This window comes from Clostridium sp. AM25-23AC, assembly GCF_003435125.1.
Classification (GTDB): Bacteria; Bacillota; Clostridia; order Lachnospirales; family Lachnospiraceae; genus Pilosibacter; species Pilosibacter fragilis.
On the sequence record NZ_QWGI01000004.1, the window covers coordinates 1 to 16,884 of the forward strand.

Annotated in this window: 21 protein-coding genes; 3 read left to right on the plus strand and 18 right to left on the minus strand. The window is 41.6% G+C overall.

Translation table 11 applies throughout. The features are described 5' to 3' along the window. Positions 1-168: 168 nt before the first annotated feature. The 16 genes from DW677_RS03320 to dinB form a co-directional block, all read right to left on the minus strand. Positions 169-2,025, minus strand: coding sequence for a DUF5702 domain-containing protein (locus tag DW677_RS03320; protein WP_117551948.1), 1,857 nt, complete (start codon positions 2,023-2,025; stop codon positions 169-171). Continuing rightward, positions 2,026-2,130 carry a Flp1 family type IVb pilin gene (locus DW677_RS19055; protein ID WP_117566495.1) on the minus strand — a complete coding sequence of 35 codons (105 nt, stop codon included), beginning with the start codon at positions 2,128-2,130 and terminating at the stop codon, positions 2,026-2,028. A 157-nt stretch (positions 2,131-2,287) separates the two neighbouring features. Next, a complete protein-coding gene (locus tag DW677_RS03330; RefSeq protein ID WP_117472702.1) occupies positions 2,288-2,656 on the minus strand; it encodes a DUF6262 family protein in 369 nt (122 codons plus the stop codon). Next, a complete protein-coding gene (locus DW677_RS03335) occupies positions 2,653-3,027 on the minus strand; it encodes a DUF6262 family protein (RefSeq protein ID WP_117472700.1) in 375 nt (124 codons plus the stop codon). Before DW677_RS03335 ends, DW677_RS03330 begins: the two co-directional genes overlap by 4 nt. Before the next feature lie 15 nt (positions 3,028-3,042). Then, positions 3,043-3,465 (minus strand): DUF6262 family protein, encoded by a 423-nt coding sequence (locus DW677_RS03340; RefSeq protein WP_242990749.1) that lies wholly within the window; start codon positions 3,463-3,465, stop codon positions 3,043-3,045. After that, on the minus strand, positions 3,455-4,957 hold the full coding sequence (locus DW677_RS03345) for a site-specific integrase (protein WP_117472695.1): 1,503 nt from the start codon (positions 4,955-4,957) through the stop codon (positions 3,455-3,457). Before DW677_RS03345 ends, DW677_RS03340 begins: the two co-directional genes overlap by 11 nt. Next, complete coding sequence (locus tag DW677_RS03350; RefSeq protein ID WP_117566496.1) at positions 4,938-6,914, minus strand: site-specific integrase; 1,977 nt, start codon at positions 6,912-6,914, stop codon at positions 4,938-4,940. Before DW677_RS03350 ends, DW677_RS03345 begins: the two co-directional genes overlap by 20 nt. A gap of 17 nt (positions 6,915-6,931) precedes the next feature. Further along, positions 6,932-8,050, minus strand: a complete 1,119-nt coding sequence (locus DW677_RS03355; protein ID WP_117471876.1) for a tyrosine-type recombinase/integrase — start codon at positions 8,048-8,050, stop codon at positions 6,932-6,934. Positions 8,051-8,290: 240 nt separating this feature from the next. After that, positions 8,291-8,686: a hypothetical protein gene (locus DW677_RS03360; protein ID WP_117471878.1), complete on the minus strand. Its 396-nt coding sequence runs from the start codon at positions 8,684-8,686 to the stop codon at positions 8,291-8,293. A 20-nt stretch (positions 8,687-8,706) separates the two neighbouring features. After that, positions 8,707-9,054, minus strand: a complete 348-nt coding sequence (locus tag DW677_RS03365) for a recombinase family protein (protein ID WP_117471880.1) — start codon at positions 9,052-9,054, stop codon at positions 8,707-8,709. A gap of 31 nt (positions 9,055-9,085) precedes the next feature. Further along, a complete protein-coding gene (locus DW677_RS03370; protein ID WP_038292372.1) occupies positions 9,086-9,439 on the minus strand; it encodes a type II toxin-antitoxin system PemK/MazF family toxin in 354 nt (117 codons plus the stop codon). A 52-nt stretch (positions 9,440-9,491) separates the two neighbouring features. Further along, positions 9,492-9,746: a hypothetical protein gene (locus DW677_RS03375; RefSeq protein WP_242990537.1), complete on the minus strand. Its 255-nt coding sequence runs from the start codon at positions 9,744-9,746 to the stop codon at positions 9,492-9,494. A gap of 635 nt (positions 9,747-10,381) precedes the next feature. Beyond that, positions 10,382-10,825, minus strand: a complete 444-nt coding sequence (locus DW677_RS03380; RefSeq protein WP_002593746.1) for a sigma-70 family RNA polymerase sigma factor — start codon at positions 10,823-10,825, stop codon at positions 10,382-10,384. A gap of 318 nt (positions 10,826-11,143) precedes the next feature. Next, complete coding sequence (locus DW677_RS03385; RefSeq protein ID WP_002593747.1) at positions 11,144-11,347, minus strand: hypothetical protein; 204 nt, start codon at positions 11,345-11,347, stop codon at positions 11,144-11,146. Between the two features lie 15 nt (positions 11,348-11,362). After that, positions 11,363-11,905: a hypothetical protein gene (locus DW677_RS03390; protein WP_002593748.1), complete on the minus strand. Its 543-nt coding sequence runs from the start codon at positions 11,903-11,905 to the stop codon at positions 11,363-11,365. Positions 11,906-11,919: 14 nt separating this feature from the next. Continuing rightward, positions 11,920-13,158, minus strand: a complete 1,239-nt coding sequence (dinB, locus tag DW677_RS03395; RefSeq protein ID WP_117471884.1) for a DNA polymerase IV — start codon at positions 13,156-13,158, stop codon at positions 11,920-11,922. A gap of 198 nt (positions 13,159-13,356) precedes the next feature. Here dinB and DW677_RS03400 point away from each other — a divergent pair, with 198 nt between their 5' ends. Genes DW677_RS03400 through DW677_RS03410 form a run of 3 tightly spaced genes read left to right on the plus strand, consistent with a single transcriptional unit; the run spans position 13,357 to position 14,950 of the window. Next, complete coding sequence (locus DW677_RS03400) at positions 13,357-13,794, plus strand: helix-turn-helix transcriptional regulator (RefSeq protein ID WP_117471886.1); 438 nt, start codon at positions 13,357-13,359, stop codon at positions 13,792-13,794. A 38-nt stretch (positions 13,795-13,832) separates the two neighbouring features. Continuing rightward, positions 13,833-14,354 (plus strand): ImmA/IrrE family metallo-endopeptidase, encoded by a 522-nt coding sequence (locus tag DW677_RS03405; protein ID WP_117471888.1) that lies wholly within the window; start codon positions 13,833-13,835, stop codon positions 14,352-14,354. An 11-nt stretch (positions 14,355-14,365) separates the two neighbouring features. After that, the gene (locus tag DW677_RS03410) at positions 14,366-14,950 is read left to right on the plus strand and encodes a hypothetical protein (protein WP_117471890.1); all 585 of its coding nucleotides are present in this window, start codon (positions 14,366-14,368) and stop codon (positions 14,948-14,950) included. A gap of 243 nt (positions 14,951-15,193) precedes the next feature. Here DW677_RS03410 and DW677_RS03420 read toward each other — a convergent pair whose 3' ends face one another. Together DW677_RS03420 and DW677_RS03425 are read right to left on the minus strand one after the other, a co-directional pair. Beyond that, entirely contained in the window at positions 15,194-16,072 is an 879-nt protein-coding gene (locus tag DW677_RS03420; protein WP_117471894.1) for a DUF4261 domain-containing protein, read from the minus strand. A 12-nt stretch (positions 16,073-16,084) separates the two neighbouring features. After that, a complete protein-coding gene (locus tag DW677_RS03425; RefSeq protein ID WP_117471896.1) occupies positions 16,085-16,864 on the minus strand; it encodes a hypothetical protein in 780 nt (259 codons plus the stop codon). Positions 16,865-16,884: the final 20 nt, after the last annotated feature.

The following is a 16,884-nucleotide window of genomic DNA, read 5'->3' on the forward strand; positions in this document are numbered from 1 at the left end:
GTTTCTTTATATTATTTTATCTAGCACAACAGGTTAAATTAAATGTAACTACTCAGTACCTTCATAGTTACAATCAGGAATCTATTCCAGATCGGCTGCGCCGATGGGATTTTTGTCTTCCAGATTATGTTTTCTTACAGTCAGATGATGGGGGCTGTTTCCACAGCATTAATACGATCCCGCCACATACACAGTTCCCTTATATTCCTCTTTCTGAAAAAACATATGCTTCTGCAAAACCTCCGCCTCGATCTCAATCTGGTATGCGCAGTTCGCCACTGAGAAATCCGCCTGTTCCGTCCGGATATTCCACTGGATCAGATCCATCATCCGGAAATTTCTTGTTTTCCGATCCATGAGAAAGATCAAGCAGCTTAAATACTCCGTATATGTTCTTCCATCCCCGGAGCATTCCCCTGTCTCCTTCAAAAACGACTGATCCAACAGCCCGGAAAGACAGGTCTTCCAGGTTCCTTCTGTCTTCCAGAACGGTATCTTTCCGCCCGCCAACAGCATTTTTACATCCAGCACTGCCTCCCCGAACGCCCACAGCGTCAGGATAAAAAAAGACAACGCCATCTGCGCTGGTACGATTCCCACCGCCACTGCTGCCGCCAGGACATCCGCCTCCGCCTTTTTATCCGGAGAATTCAGCAAAAACAGTAAGTTCATTGCTCCTCTGAGTGTAAGTACCTGGTTCACAGCATCCTTTAAGTTTTCCCGGTCCGATTTTTTTCCTGCAAGAAGATATTCCATCTCATATCGCAATGCCGATGGTTCTGATTCATTTTCTTTTAAGAATGAAGAGAAATACAGCGGAACATATGCATTTACAGCCATCTGTCTCGATGCCGCCTCCAAAAGCCCGGTTCCCTCTGTATCTGAGCTTTCCGTATCATTCTGATATTTCGACGCGGACGGAATTCCTTTTAAGGAAACAGCGTTCTGCGAGATCGCCGTTCCGGCAGGAAGAAGAATATCCAGCAGTTCTTTGTCAAAAAGCTCCTCCAGGCGGTCCAATGCAGCCGCTTTCTTCTTATCCTTCGGCCCAGAATCCACTGACTCCAAGTTCTCCATCTCCTCCACGCACTGACTGATCTGCTCCCATTCTGTTTCTTCCTCCTCTTCATCCTCCGCATCCGATTCCATATCGAGAAGCCCGCATGCCTCCTCCAGAAGCTCCAGGTTCCGCTCGGTTTGCGTTTCATTCTGCAGATATCCATCAAGCCGCTCCTTTGCGCTTTTGACCACCTCATTACATGTTGATATTTCCTGTCCCAATGTCCCGGACGCTGTCTCGTCTTCCAACTGTCCGGAATCCATTTTTTTGTTCTCTGTTTCCAGGCGCTCCAGTTCCTTCTGAAACTGTTTCACCAGACCCGGAAATCCTTTTAGTTCCCGCTTTAAAACAGCCGCATGCCTCTTAAATGCAGCCGCTCTCTCTTCATCTGCCGCATCGCAAAGCTTTTCCCGAGTTTCTTCTATCGTCTTCAGTGACTTTTCAACCGCCTGCCCCGCCTTTTCCAGCCTGCGCACCGAACGCCCGGATCCGCAGCAGGAATCATACAGAGTATGGAAGTCTCCCGCTTTCTTTACCTGCTCCGCTTCCTTCAAAACCCCGCTTCCGGACACTGCAAGCTCCGGGAGACGGTACTTCATATAGGCAGCGATCTCCTCCTCAAGCCATCTCCCATTCTCATCCACCATACGGGACATTCCGGAGAGTGTTACGTTTTTCCGTCTTGCCGGATACATATTTGCCTGTTCCAGATAGAAATCGAGATAGCGGCCGAAGGTCTCCTTGATCGCCGCCTCCGATTCATATTCCAGAAATAGGAGCTGATAGCGATCCCATAAATTTCGGTTATAGTAACTCATCACCGATGACACCGCCGAATCCGATGCCATCCGAAGATACAGTCTCGCTCCCGCCGTTCTCGCCGATTCCACAAGTCCCAGGACAAGCGACAGCACACATATCAGCGTCAGACTCAGAAAAACCGTAATCTCTCCCCGGTACCTCATCTAATATACCTCTTTCGCCTGTTTGTTGATCTCCGTAAAGATTGCCGTCAAAAGCTTGTTGATCTGGGTCTTAAACACAATGACAAGCCCAATGAGCACAACCATAAAATCCAGTACCTGCCCCGGAATGCTTGAAAATACTTTTCACATCTTTCACATCACTCCGATGTGTAAATTATTTTTCTTTTTAATTTAGTAAAAAAGCAGGCTCTTGGATATCCTCTTGTCCAAAAGTCTGCTCTCTTACTTTATGTAAAATTACCTATTTGCTTTCTTTCAACTTCTGATTTTCCTCTTCTAGTAATTCTATCTGCAGCTCTAGCTCTTTAATTCGTCTCTTGTATAAAATCATTTGTCTTTTCAGCTGTTTATTAACTTCCTCAGTTGCTCTATCAAAAATTGCCTTTTTAGGATTATAACATTCTCCCTGCTTCAATTGTGCCTCTTCTACCATTTGTTTGGCCTGCAAATTTCTATAAAAATAGCTCCTATCCACCCCTGCATATTTTGCCAATGCAGTAATTGATATCCGCTCCTTTCTTCGAAGCATCGCATCAATCTCTCTCTGAATAATTTCTAAATTCTCTTTTTCTTGCTGTTTCTTGAGCCCTACGATTTTATCATACTTCATTTAACATCACTCACACCTTCCTGTTGTATTCGCAAAAAATCTAACTCTGATTTTAGCTTTTGATTTTCTGCTTTCAACTTTATAATTTCGATTCTCATAGCTAACAATTTTTCCTTATACTCATCAAGGAGTTCCACTTCGTCTATGTTCATTTTATAGCTTTGATTTTGAATATCAACAGCTTTATGTACTTCTTCTTTGATTTTTGGATTTCTGTAAAAAAACGAGTTAGATAAGCCTGTTCTTTTGCATAATCCGGAAACTGTAATCCTTTCGCCCTCATTACGCATTCTTTGAATTTCATCCATTGCCAGTTTTACTTTTTGCCTGCTTTTTTCCTGGCTCATTTCGATGATTTTATTTGCTTTCATCCTTAATCACAACCTTTATAGTTTTTTTAACAATGCAATTTCCTTTCGATCCAACCGTTTCTTCAGCGTGTCCACCTCTTTTTGAAGTATACTGCACTTTTGAAGAAGCTGCTCATTTTCAACCTTTAACCTTTGATTCTCTGACTGACAGCTGTTAAAATCTTTCTTCAATTCTTGAAAATTATGACCTGCAACATTTCTTTCTTCAGATGACTGCTGTACATCTATCCGCCGTGGCTGTTTAATAGCTTCCTCCAGTTTCTGACGGACTTGCTCATTCTTATAAAAAAATCCTCTTGATAAACCTGTCCAACGAACCAATTCTGTTACAGAAATCGGCAGTCCTCTGGCACCCATATCATCTATTGCCCGAATCGCCTTTTTTATTTTCTGTTCACTCTCAGCTTTATTAACGGCTATCATCTTATCATATTTCATATCCATCCCACTCCTTTACCACATCCATTAAAATCATATCGATTTTCTCTCTGACTGCCCTCGTTTCATCCGCCATTATCTTGTTCCCAATCTTTCGGTAATGATGTACACTTTGTAATGTTTTATGCCCCAAAAGCCTTGCGATCATCCAGTCGTCGATATGCATCTCTGTCAGCTTTTTCCCATAACAATGTCGGAATGTATGTGTTCCAAAATTCAGCAGCTCTCCATTCTCATCCCGAATATCATTTTTCCTAATCATCTGCATGACTCGATGTTGAAGCATGCTATACTGAAATGGTCTCGATAGATCCTCTTTTTTTACAAAAATATATTTTGTCTTTCCATAATGTTCCTCGGTATAATCAATTGACTTTATAATAAGCTGTGCTATTTCATCACTAATTGCTTTTTCAAATGTGATTGATTTTACCTGCTCGATTCGTATAAAATATCGATTTTCTCTTATGCTCAAACAGTCCGTTTTTAGTGTAAGCGTATCCGAAATTCGTGTTCCCAGCAGCTGATGAAGGATTAATGCCCTCGCTATTTGTTCATCCATCTGAAAAATGTTTTCATTCAGCTTCTTTACGGTTTCATCCGAATAAAACTTAAATAGATATCTTGGTGTGCTAGGAAAATCAGTACTTATAAATAGGTTTTTGATATCTTGCCTATCATAATGATTTCCCACATCTTCAATCACTCTTCGTAAGCCATATAAATCAGAGCGATAATTTTTCCTCTCTTTTGCCTCTGTCTGAAGATAGGTCAAATAGTTTTCCATAATATCCCGTGTCAAATCTAGTAATGATTTAATCTTGGGATACCTTAATGCCAGATATCTGCAAAACCTTTTAGTCGCTACCATTTCAGCCGTAATACTTCCTATTGCCATATATTTCAAATGCATAAAAACTACTGTTTTAACTTCTTTTCGGATTGTTATTTGACTGATTCCTTTAAAATTTATAGTCTTTACATTCTTTATCGGATTGCTGCGAAGAGGAAATTCAAACTTATCCAATTCCCACACATCTCTATCCTGTTCTAAGTACTCCTCATCCTTCTGAGAATACCTCAGAATCTTCTTCATATGCTTTACTATGCCAGGTGTTTCTGTTGCTACAATTTCATAAACGCTTCGATACTTCTTACTTGTAAGGGCATATCCCTGCTCCATCATCCAGCTCTTTAGCTGCAAAATAATCTTATTCTCATCCTCATATCTTAATGTTTTAATATTCTTTTTTATAAGAAAATGCCGGATATTATTAAAATATAATATTTCGGACGCCAAACTACTTGGAGCAAGTTCCTTTCCCCTTTCCCATACAAAATCTTCCAGGAGCTTTCTTACTGCTTCTGATGGAAGTCCTTCCAGGTCGAAGTAACGTTCTTTCCGGACCCTCATTTTCTTTTTCTGTTCTTCTGTCGCATTCTTATAGCAGTCTAATTCATAGATATGTATCTTATTTTCCAGTTTTTTCACCCCGCTTCTTTGGAATAATCCCAGTTGCAAGAAGATTTTCTGTCTGATTGAAATATTCCATATTCGCCTGTTCGATCCGTTTAGGCATATAGTCTATATACTGCTTTGTCATATTTTCATTGTTATGCCCTAAGTAATCCCGAATCGTCTGAATGGACACTCCATCATCATAGAAACTACTTGCCAATGTATGCCTGTAATCATGCGTTTTGAATGTTTCGCCCGAAATATATATTCCATACTTCTTACAACTTGCTTTGAATCCCTTAACAAATGTGCCAATCCTATATGCCCCACCATCCTTTGAGTTGAAAAGGAAATCAGTGGATTTGATATGATGCTTTTTTATATAAATTTTCATAATTCGATAAAGCACCAATGAAATTGGTATCATTTTTTCCGCTTTCATTTTAATTTGATAAACCTTAATCCATGCATCTTCTCCATCCCAATAATATGCGTCTCCTTTTAATGTACATACCTCACTGATCCGTAATCCTGTTGCCCATAAATTTAGGAAAATAAGCCTTTGTACTTCTGGGAAAAACTTTAGCTTTTTTAATATTTCCATATACTCATCTTCTTGAACACTTCGATCATGGTGATATGGGTAGACTTTCTGGCTGTAATAGTTTTGATCAAAAATTTGCCCCTTGATATGTCCTTTAACATTTAAGTATGCAAAAAATCGGTGAATATCAAATATCTGCCTGTTTACTGTTTCTGCCTTAATTTCCTGTTCCTGCAGGAGCTTGAAGTACTCTGCTATCTGTTCTTCCGTAATTTCACATATGGATTCTATTGTATTAAAGTAAACTAGAAATTTTTTAATGTAACACAATTGACTTCGTATATTTCCTAGTGCCAAATCACTGATACCTACTTGATATTTCATATACTCTTGTAGCAATTCCCTGTTTCTCTCATTCGTCACTTCGTAAAAACTGAGTCGCTGAACAGGATTACTTGGGTTTACACGCTCTGGTGCAAAATTGAACCTTTCCATATACCAGACATTTGCATACCAGTGAATTTCTTTTCCACTCATAAATAGTATTTTGCGACTGTTATCCACAATCTGCATACTGTTCTTCACATTTACAACTTTCCTGGCTACAATTGTTTCCAATTTCTTTATTTGCTCCAGTTCAAGACGCTCGATATCATCAATTCCTTCCTCTATGCAAAACTCATACATCCACCTTAAAGGAAGTAGATAACGCACTCTGCGATCCTTGCTGTCTTTTATATTCCTCAAGGCATAGCATAAAATCTGAAAAATTTGCCTTTTTAAATTTTCTGACGCCTTTTGGCTAAAATCCCATACCAGTTCGCTTTTATCCTGGATATAATCAAAATCTGACCCTATGTCCTGATCTGGTATGTAGGGAAGAAAAATCACTTGCCCTTCATACTTGAGCTGTTCTTTGTTTCTTCCAGAAAGTGTTTCCATTTCTTTTCGGATGTCAAACTGTTTGATCCGATCCAATGTCTTCAAATATTCAAGGCTTTTAGAGAAAGTTTTTGTCCTACGTAACTCACTTTCATACAGTTCTCTGGTTCTATAATCAATTTCCCTTACATGATGAATTCCCTGCCGTATCAAAAAATTCCTAACATTTCCTTTCAAGCGTTCTTGCACTGTATTGCACCGCTCAATTTCATCCAGCAATTCTTTATACTCATTCCGGATAAGTGCCTTCTGCAAATTTCTCAAGAATCCAGTTCGCTCAAACACCTGTTTCTTTGTAAAGCTCCCCGTTTCATGCAAAAAGATTTTATAATTACGGAAATCCTGTTCTTCTATAAGAAAAACATCATATATTCCTACACCTTTTAGATAAGACTCTGCACACTCCCAGTATGTACTCGGTACATTTATATCCGTTGTCAACTGGTTATGAAGATAATCCGCTTTATCCTGTGATTCCGTATTCAATAATCTTAATGCAGGCACATGCTTCTCCTCCTTCCCTAAAGTAATTTGTCGATTTCATAAATGGACTGATGTTTTCTATAAAATTCATCGCTGACATCAATCAACTCCTGATCCGATATATTTAAATATCTCATCGTTGTTTCTATATTTCGATGCCCAAGTGCCTGACTAATAAGTTCCAACTTCCATCCAGCCTTCCGGCGAGCATTTGCAAAATAATGCCGCAGCATATGTGGTGTTACTTTAATCCCAGTCTTCTTCTGCAGCCGTTCCATCAATGCATAGACGCCTGAGTCCTGCATCGGTTTTCCAGCATAATCTCCCGAAATGTTAATAATCAAGTACTCCTGCTGGAAAATAAGGTCTTTATATTCCTCTATATAAAACTGCAGAATTTCAAAGGTGGCATCGCTGATTTTTGCCTTCCGGTATTCTGCATTCTTAGCCCTGGCTCCATTTTCATTATCTTCTCTAAAATTGACATACAGTAAGTGTCTCTCATAATCAATATCTGTCGCATACCGGACTCCCAAAAGCTCCCCGATGCGAAATCCCGTTTCTGCTAATAATAAAAGCAGGATTTGATCGCGACAATTGGCACATGCCTTTAATAAAATCACGATCTTATCCTGCTCTATGGTCTTCCCTATATGTCCTTTTTCCTGTAGATATCCATGAAATGTATTCCGGTATAATGTCCTTTTTACTCCCACTGAATTATGTACAATAATTCTCATATCAGAGAGGACTTTTAATTGCTTTATAGATTCATCCTGCTGTCCAGAAAATCTATAAAATCGGAACACCTCTTTTAAATACGCATTACAGGTCTCATTATATGGTTTCTTTTTGTAACTATCTCCACTATGCAATCCTGCCTGTAACCATATCAAATAGTCTGTAAAGTGTTCCTGCTGCTTATCATATGGCATCTCCCATACATCATCTAACTGGATGCCAGTCTCATCTATATAATTCAGATAGTATGAAATGGCTCCTGCACTTCTTCTGATAGTATTAGGTGACAATTTTGATCTTTTTTTATGCATTAGATACTTGGAGGGCAGTAACACTATATCCTGGCTCTCCTGCTCACGAATGAAATAATATTTTTCGTGATTATCTATCTGGGAATCCACAATATACCTTGCCATATTACTTTACTCCTTTCCTCTAACGCTATACACAGTATACCGTGTTACTCTTCTCATAGCTATCACACAATGTAACAATCTTTCCTTTTCAAACGAAGCATTATCAATAAACAACGTCAATCGATTTGATAACTCCCTGCTATTCCAAATGCAATACCTGCAGTTAACAAAAATCCAATAATTCCAACTGCCGCAACAATCAATATCCCAATCATGATCGTTCTACCTCCTCAACAATCTCTATAACATCTGGCATTCTGCCATCGTAACCGCTTCATCTTCCATAGCAAAATATTCATCTGCCACATTGCGTTCCACCGCCAAAATCTCTCCAGCCTCCTTCTCTCCCAGCTGGATCGGCGCCAAATACTTAATAATTCTCCCACATAATTTCTGGTCCGGACAAATATCCAGCATCCCCATACAGGTATTCACAATAAGGCGATCCAACACATCGGTAATCACTATTTTTTTAGCATCATATCCTCTCGCACCGATAAAATTTGCCAAGTTCTCCGGGGTCAGTGCCAACATATATTCTTTTCTGGCTCCCCCACCATATGGATACTCATAGGCATATCCCATCGTTTCTGTGTTCATGATCCGTTCTACCATATTCTTTTCTTCTGCTCTCATAAAATCTTCTCTCCTATTTTTTAACTGCCAAACTCAATTTTCCCTTCCAATGGCGAATATGCATCGACACCATAGCTTTCCTGAAGGATCTGAAATCTTGCGAGCTGCATGGATGATCTGGACAGCCTGCCCCGGTTTACAATCAAAAGAACATCTACCTGTTCTTTCTGGACCGCTTCTATAAAATGACGAAATCCATTTCGATTCCAAAGCGGAGTTGTCCCCACATCACTGGAACTTCCAACCAGTTCAAATCCCATCTGCTCTCCATAATCAATCAGCTGTTTAAACTGACTTTTTAATGCACCATTTCTATCTTCCGGTGCATCAATCGCACAATAGATCCACGCACGTTTTCCCTGACCCATTCCTGCCTCCTGCTCCTTTTCCAAACACCCTTTATGTTCTTCTCTGTACTGTTACACCAAAACTCACGAGAATTGCCTCATCTACTTTACGCATCATGGCTCCACTCAGACTTCCTACATACCCTCTTAATCTTATCCGGTCAATCGTCCTTACCTGCTCCAATAAAATAACAGAATCATTATGGAGTCCTCTTACATGATTTCCCAATTCGATATGTGTAGGTATCCAGTGCTTATTAGGCCGACTTGTAATTGCTGCCACAATGACGGTTGGACTGTAACAATTACCAACATCATTCTGAATAATCAAAACCGGCCGGATTCCCCCCTGTTCAGAGCCTATTACCGGCATCAGGTCTGCATAATATATATCTCCTTTTTTTATCGTAACACTTCCCCTCCTTCCATCTACTCTGGACTACGAATGTTCCTACTCTTTATGAAAAGTCTCTATCTCTATGTAATTCTGCCATCATATGGCAAATGCCTTTTTTCCATCTTACGCTGATGACCTCGCCTGCCAAAAGTTCATCCGCTCGGATTCCCTTTCCCAGCTCCTTCTTGGCTGCTTCTTTCTGCCCTTGCAAAAGTATGGATTTTACCTGGTCAGAATTCAGAAATAAATATCCTTTCGATGTCATAAAATGAAAATTGCTGTCAGGATATAATTCCATAAATTCTTTGACACGCATATACATCTTCCTCCTTATCATTTTGTGATTTAGAACACAAGGATAGCGGCAGCCTTATCCAGTTGATCTATCTTTCCTTTTCCGCTGGATAAATATAAAGCTGCCGCCATAGTTTCTGTTAAAAATCACTTGTTCTTCATTTTCAAAAGTTCCTATTCGACACAACTTCCCGGAACCAGATATCGGAAATACTGATATTCCTGTTACAACCGATATCTTTGGGCGGCAACACTGACCAGCCATGGCTTAAGGCTGTCATGGGATTGTTCCCCTCCGAGGGTCTCTCCGAGCCGCCCTCATTGCGTGTTCCCGTTTTGCGGGGCTGTGACTGGACGGAAGTATCATTATAGGCTGTTCAGGTCATTGCAGGCAGTCTGCCAAAACTGCTTTAAGGACAAATTTTTTTCGCTCTGCACCTTTGATGTCATCTTATTGACAGACACTCTGACTATCTGCAGGTGGTCGTGGCGGATTTTCCTTTGTGCTTTTCCTTTTGGGCTGAACAACTAAGGTATCTGTATTGCCGGATATGACTGTTTCACACAGTTTTTGCCAAAGAACAGAAAGAGAAATCAGTCCCCTTCACTTCCTTCCACGCTGGCAGAGAAGTTTGAGAACCAAAAACAGAAAAATAATTAAAATAATTTTCTCAGTTTCTCTAAAATCTTCTGTCTCCGTTTGTTTATCGCCTTCTGTGACAATCCAAGTACCGAAGCTACCTCCCGTTCCGTCCGTTCCTCAAAATAGAGTTCCTGAATCAACCACTGTTCTTCTTTCGAGAGTTCTAAAAGGAATTTATGTAACTGTTCACACTCTATTTTTTTCAGAATCTGATCCTCCACACTTCTGTTTTCTTCTGGAAATTGCACAGCCATTTCCTGCAGGCGTTCATAGGAATCCTCTCTGCTAGGAATGGTCATTTTCTCTCCTGTTTTAGGATCTACGATATTTCTTGCTCTTTTTAAGTCATATTCCTGATACTGCATTTTTCTTTCACTTGTTCTCAATACAGCGATTACTTCCTCGCTGGCTTCCGGATACATTTTTCTAAAATCCGGTATCTTATACGGTTTTGCCATGTTCCTGTCCTCCTTAGTTTTCGTTGGGTGGTGAAAACGAAGGACAAGTGGCGGACTACGACATAGGTTTCTGGCAATCCTCAAGCAAGAGCTTTTCTCCATACGCTGCTCCTTAGAAAAAAAGAAGCCAACGGGAGGATCCCGCTGGCTTTTAACAAATTAGAAATTGGATGCAGCGCACAAAACACTATAAAAAAGACCCCATACATTTCTGTATGAGATCTTCTCGCTCAGCACACTGACCATCCAGTGTACTGACTATAACATGAGAGAAGTCGGACTTTCAGTAGGACTCTTGTCGGACTTTAGTCGGACTATTTAATTGATATGAAGCGTTCTCGGTTTGCTTCCGTCACTTTCAATCAGATGTTCTTCCTTCAATTGCCGAAGATAACCATGCACAGTTGATGGGGAACGATACCCTAAACCTTTTCCGATATCCCGTACAGTAGGCGGATATCCATACCTTTTTATGTATTGCTCAACAAAATACAAAACTTCCATTTTCTTTTTGTTGCTCATAAAACCACCTCTCCTCTATTCATAAAGTAACGGTTCTTCCAAAGCCTGTTTGATTTGAGGAAGAGCACTCCCCCAAAGAGATAGACCGAATATTTTAATTGCTTCCTTTTTTCTATCATAATATGTGCTTCTTTCCATCCGAAGCGTTTCCAGTAATTCAGGCTCTGTATATCGGAACCGGCTTAAATAACACTTAAACACAATGTCAAAATAAAGCTGTGGTGAATATGGAAAATCACGCATTTTAACCATGGCCGAGTCTACCAGTTCCACAAGCCACTTGGTCTGGAACAGGCTTTTTACTGTTTCTTCAAACTTTTCCCTCTCTACAGTAGGAGCAAAATCATTCAGATATAGAAGCCCCTCCTCCAGTTCTCTACCATAACAATATTCTGCTTCTTCACGAAGCATTGCAGCACGGTCACAGGCCGTCCAGCATACATTTCGATAAATAGATAATAACAATTTTGACCTTTCATATAAATTTTGTTCATCCAGATGCTGCATCACACACAGCATCTGAATACTGTTTTTTGCCAATGAGTTTTTCCGTCCCATAAGCCCCTCCTATCTTACCGGTTCATAACTCCCGGCATAATCAAACCATGATCTCGATATTCCGGCATCTTCAGATCCTTCATCAAGGCCGCTGGATAGATAGCCCTTTTTCCAAATCGCCGCCGAGTTTCCTCAATCGCCAGAAATAATTTTTCTTCTTTCTCAAGCCGGATTGGATCCGAAAACAAACAGATTTGCTCCGGTTCTTTTGCTGATACCAAGTTGATTGCACGAACAGTTACCGAACGCACAGGTTCCTTCCAATCATAATTTCTCTGAAATAGTTCCCTCGCCAGTTTTGCAATTTCCAAAGGCACTATCGTCGGAAGGGAAAGTTGACCTTGATACTGCCTTGTAAATAATTCCTGATTGCGAATCGCTATCTGAACCCCCTGTGCTTTCAATCCATGAATCCTTAATCGATGTCCTATGTCCTGGCATAATTCCAGAATAACCTTCCAGACCTCCTCTTCTGTTTTAAGATCTGCTGTACAAGTAATTCCATGCCCCACACTTTTCATCGGAGACACAAAGTCCTTCTCCATTACCGGACTATCATCCAGACCATTTGCATATGACCACAGCATCAGCCCATTTTTACCAAGAAGCTGGTTCACATAATCATGATCCATTTCTGCCAGATCTCCTATCGTATAAATTCCAACTTGCTCCAGCTTCTTTGTAGTTGAGCGGCCACAGAATAATAATTCCGATACCCGAAGCGGCCAAACCTTTTGTTTCCATTCTGATTCTTCAATGCTAGTTATGGCATCCGGCTTCTTCATATCACTTCCCAGTTTTGCAAATATTTTATTGAATGAAATTCCTATACTAACAGTCAATCCCAGTTCATTCTTCATCCTGCAGCGAATCTGGTCTGCAATTTCTTTTCCAGAACCATAAAGAACCTGACTTGCTGTCACATCCAAAAAGCACTCGTCCATTCCGTAAGGCTCTACCAGGTCTGTATATTCCTGATAAATCTCTCTTGCCATGTTGGAATATTTTAAATACTGTTCATACTGGGGTGGAACCAAAATCAAATCCGGACAAAGTCGTTTTGCCTCCCAGTTAACCATCCCTGTTTTTATTCCTGCTTGTTTCGCTTTCTCTGATTTTGCAAGAACAATTCCATGACGGTTTTCTGTGGACCCGCACACTGCTACTGCTTTTCCCTGTAGCTCTGGGTTCAGCATCATTTCTACAGAAGCATAAAAACAGTTCATATCACTATGAAGGATTGTCCGATTCATATTCTGTACCCTCTTCCAATTTTTTCTAGCAATTATTAGCACACTTATTCTTGACAGCTTGCACACTCACTATTATAATGTGCATATAGTCACTGATACTTGCTAATTCTTGCTAATTCAAATATTAGCAACTACATGCACACTTGTCAATAGCACAGTTAGCAAGTTTACGCACACTAAAACGAATGGAGGTCTGACATGAAATCTTTTGGTGCTAAAGTTAAAGAACAACGTGGAAATCTTGGATTAAGTCAGAAACAATTAGCAGAAAAAGCCGGAATGGGTATCCGAACAATTACTTCTTATGAATTAGGAGAAAGAAAACCATACCAGGCACAGCTTTATAAGCTGGCAAAGGCACTGGAGGTATCAACCGAGTATCTGCAAAACGATAACATAGAGGATCCATCTTATGGTTTAGACCGCATGGAATATGTAGAAGATATGAGAAAAAAAAGCGGAACCAGAGAGGCATTGGATCTACAAAAAATGCTGGCTGAGAACACAGCTCTTTTTGCAGGAGGCACTCTAAGCGAAGAAGCAAAAGATGCTTATTTTCAGGCAGTTGCCGAAGCATACTATGACTGTAAAAAAGCAGCCAGAAAAACCTTTGGCAAAAAGAAAAATCCACAATAATCTTCTCCCGTAATATAGTCCGAAAGGAGGGAGCTGTTTTGACTATTCAATCCATATCTGAAGAAGTCAGACGGATCCAGAAAAAATATGGTGAATCGGATCCATTCCGTCTGGCACAGGCAATGAAAATTATCGTGGTATTAAAACCGATGGGAAGATATAAGGGGTGCTGCAAAGGATTTTATGTTCAGCACCGCAGAATCAAACATATCACAATCAACAGCGATTTGCCGGAAGTGATTCAACGGGTCATACTGGCTCATGAAATTGCTCATTCCGTGCTTCATGCAAACATAACAGCTGCATTTCATGAATTTACACTATTTGACGATACAGATCGGCAGGAATATGAAGCAAATCTCTTTGCTGCCGAACTGCTGTTATCTGATGACTGCGTATTAAATGCATTAAACGAAGACCAGTTTTTCTTTCAGGCAGCCAAAGCTCTTTATGTACCAGCAGAATTACTGGACTTTAAATTTCGTGTCATGAAACGTAAAGGTTATAAACTGGAGTCTCCCATCGTATCACATGGGAATTTTCTGAAAACAATTGAATAGGAGGACTACTGATGAACGAAGATACTATCCGCGATATATACTATGTAGAACATAAATGGAACCCCCATTTTTTCTATCTTTCCCCAAAATCATTTTGCCAGGATCTTGAAAAAAATGGCCCCGATCTATACCTTGACTTGTTCCATGCCATGTATCAGGAAGAGTCTGATTATATTTGTCCATATACGGAAAACGATTTTTCCCTTAGAAAAGAACTTTGCAACAATGGGACAACTATCATCTATCAGCTTATTACTCCATCTCCTGTCCTCTCCCCTCTTACCCGGTGTGTCTATTTCTGCTGTCAATTAGATAAGCAGCAATATTTTTACTATACCTCTGAGCTAGCACATACCGGTGATTATCTGCTATGCGGATGGACAAAGGATGAAGCGCATCTCATTTTCCATTCCGATGCATCTACACTTGAGGAAGAACTGGAAGAAGTTAAAAAACTTTTTAAGGAGGTAGAACTATATGATCGGTGTTCAGACAGACTGCAAAGTTTATGTAAACGTAAGAGCAGCCTTCCTTCCAGACGGAAAGATGCTTCCAGAAGAACTTACCTGGGAAGACGGAACACCTTATACAATTGACCGCATTTTGAATGTGAAACCCTCTGTCGCAAGGAAAGCTGGAGGTCAGGGCGACTGTTATACAATTTTGGTAAACGGAAAGCAAAGCCATCTCTTTTTTGAACGCAGTACAAATTTAACGGGAGCTTATATAGGCCGGTGGTTTGTAGAACGAAAATCTTAACCAAAACCCTTATATAAAAAAGATAGCTGTCATTTTACGATATAATGTCAACTATCTTTTTTATATGGCATCATTTTATATTAACGCATTCCAGACGCACACTCTCCCATATTAATGTCCAGCACCCCTCTGGGCGGCTGGATCAGGGCGTCCTCATACTGGCACTTCCACTGAATCTCCCGGCACATCTGGCCATTCGCCACGCCGTCTATGGTTTCCCCATCCTGAATGGGGTTATCATGCTCCAATATGTACGATGCCACATTGTAGGCGTGGTTTACCACCCAGTTGGGGTCCATGTCGTGGAAGTGGTACTGGAGGTCGGGCAGGAACAGGGTGCTCATGCCCACCGTGTCGATGAGCATATCTTCGGTGCCCTCAATGTTAAAGAAGCGGACATTGACGCCAAAGCGGATGAACCGATCCGAGCCTTCAATCTGGTGAGAACGCACATCCTCCGCCAGAAACAGTTTGCCGCAGTTCTGGAAATAGAATGCCTCACAGGTGGGGTATAGCTCCGCCAGAGCCTCCAAAAAGTCGGCATCCAGATTGGCACGCTCCAGCGCCGGAAGCGCCGCAGCCAGCATATCGGTGGCTACCACCTGATATTTGCACTCCCGGAAGATCCGCTCCCGGTCCTCCTGGCAATCCCACATCTGGCTCATCAGGAAGGCATCAAAGCCTTTGCCCTTGAACTTGTCGCATTTCATCACCATCAGCTGCACCGGGCATTTTCCGTCCTTGAACTCTGCAATATGCTCCTGTGCGGCAAAGCCGGCCATTTTCTTATCATAACAGAAACACTCGGTTGATCCGATGTGCTTCTCCATTACGGCAGTCATTTTTTCTTTATCCGGCATTTCTACCGGCTCTTTGAACAGCATCTGAATGAGATAGGGGCCTCCGGGCTGGGGACCTTTTTTGTCGTCCAGGTTTTGCTGGAAAACTTTATTGCTCATTTGGTTTCCTCCTTAATAATCCAGCAGGATGGGCACCTGCTGTTCCTCGGCAAACCGCATGGCTCGCCAGAACATGGAGAAGGCAAACTTGGCAAGGGATTGGGTGTCATACGGGGTGTGTTCCGGGATGTCCGCCTTGCTGTACCGTCCATCTGCGTCTATGGTTCCATCTACCGGGTATCCCTCAGTGTCGGCCCAGCCAAGGATGGTATCCTCATCGGCCTGCCACGCCAGCTGGTTCAGCTTCTCCAGTTCCTTCCGCAGTCCGCCCAGAGTGGCGATCACCGCCTGATCATCGGTGAGCAGAAGCGCCTGAAATAAGAAGGAATCCGCCAGAGGCAGCCACCAGGTAGCCCCACTGAACAGGGACCACACCCGCTCCTCGTCCGATGCAAGGCGGGCAATCAGGGGATGCTCCCCAAAGTCCCAGTCTTTCTCCACAGTAGGTGGCACCGGTTCCTCATATGTATGGCAGGCAGCCACCAGCAGCATGGCGCCGAACGCATCCCAATCCGGCTTGTCGGTGTAATATGGCTTCTCATTGTCCTCCGGCCAGGGGGTGTAGGGCGGTTGGTCCGGCTGGGAAATAGCTGCCAGAATCTGATCCCGCCAGTTCTCCACCGTTTCCTGAACCTCAGCCGGGGACAGCTCCTCCTCGTTGTCAGCAGGTTCTCCATCCGGGGTGATGCGGTTGAAAGTATATCCGTTTTCCTCCGCCCACTGTTGGACGATGGTTTTCCAGTTGTGAGAATAGTACCGTGTCAGTGTTCCGGCGTAGATGTCAAGTCCCATAAGTTTTTCTCCTTTTTTGT

Coding starts and splice junctions, on each gene's coding strand:
- DW677_RS03320 (WP_117551948.1), bottom strand. CDS start 2,025: ATGAGGTACCGGGGAGAGATTACGGTTTTTCTGAGTCTGACGCTGATA.
- DW677_RS19055 (WP_117566495.1), bottom strand. CDS start 2,130: ATGGTTGTGCTCATTGGGCTTGTCATTGTGTTTAAGACCCAGATCAAC.
- DW677_RS03330 (WP_117472702.1), bottom strand. CDS start 2,656: ATGAAGTATGATAAAATCGTAGGGCTCAAGAAACAGCAAGAAAAAGAG.
- DW677_RS03335 (WP_117472700.1), bottom strand. CDS start 3,027: ATGAAAGCAAATAAAATCATCGAAATGAGCCAGGAAAAAAGCAGGCAA.
- DW677_RS03340 (WP_242990749.1), bottom strand. CDS start 3,465: ATGAAATATGATAAGATGATAGCCGTTAATAAAGCTGAGAGTGAACAG.
- DW677_RS03355 (WP_117471876.1), bottom strand. CDS start 8,050: ATGGCAAGGTATATTGTGGATTCCCAGATAGATAATCACGAAAAATAT.
- DW677_RS03360 (WP_117471878.1), bottom strand. CDS start 8,686: ATGAGAGCAGAAGAAAAGAATATGGTAGAACGGATCATGAACACAGAA.
- DW677_RS03365 (WP_117471880.1), bottom strand. CDS start 9,054: ATGGGTCAGGGAAAACGTGCGTGGATCTATTGTGCGATTGATGCACCG.
- DW677_RS03375 (WP_242990537.1), bottom strand. CDS start 9,746: ATGCGTGTCAAAGAATTTATGGAATTATATCCTGACAGCAATTTTCAT.
- DW677_RS03380 (WP_002593746.1), bottom strand. CDS start 10,825: ATGGCAAAACCGTATAAGATACCGGATTTTAGAAAAATGTATCCGGAA.
- DW677_RS03385 (WP_002593747.1), bottom strand. CDS start 11,347: ATGAGCAACAAAAAGAAAATGGAAGTTTTGTATTTTGTTGAGCAATAC.
- DW677_RS03390 (WP_002593748.1), bottom strand. CDS start 11,905: ATGGGACGGAAAAACTCATTGGCAAAAAACAGTATTCAGATGCTGTGT.
- dinB (WP_117471884.1), bottom strand. CDS start 13,158: ATGAATCGGACAATCCTTCATAGTGATATGAACTGTTTTTATGCTTCT.
- DW677_RS03400 (WP_117471886.1), top strand. CDS start 13,357: ATGAAATCTTTTGGTGCTAAAGTTAAAGAACAACGTGGAAATCTTGGA.
- DW677_RS03410 (WP_117471890.1), top strand. CDS start 14,366: ATGAACGAAGATACTATCCGCGATATATACTATGTAGAACATAAATGG.
- DW677_RS03420 (WP_117471894.1), bottom strand. CDS start 16,072: ATGAGCAATAAAGTTTTCCAGCAAAACCTGGACGACAAAAAAGGTCCC.
- DW677_RS03425 (WP_117471896.1), bottom strand. CDS start 16,864: ATGGGACTTGACATCTACGCCGGAACACTGACACGGTACTATTCTCAC.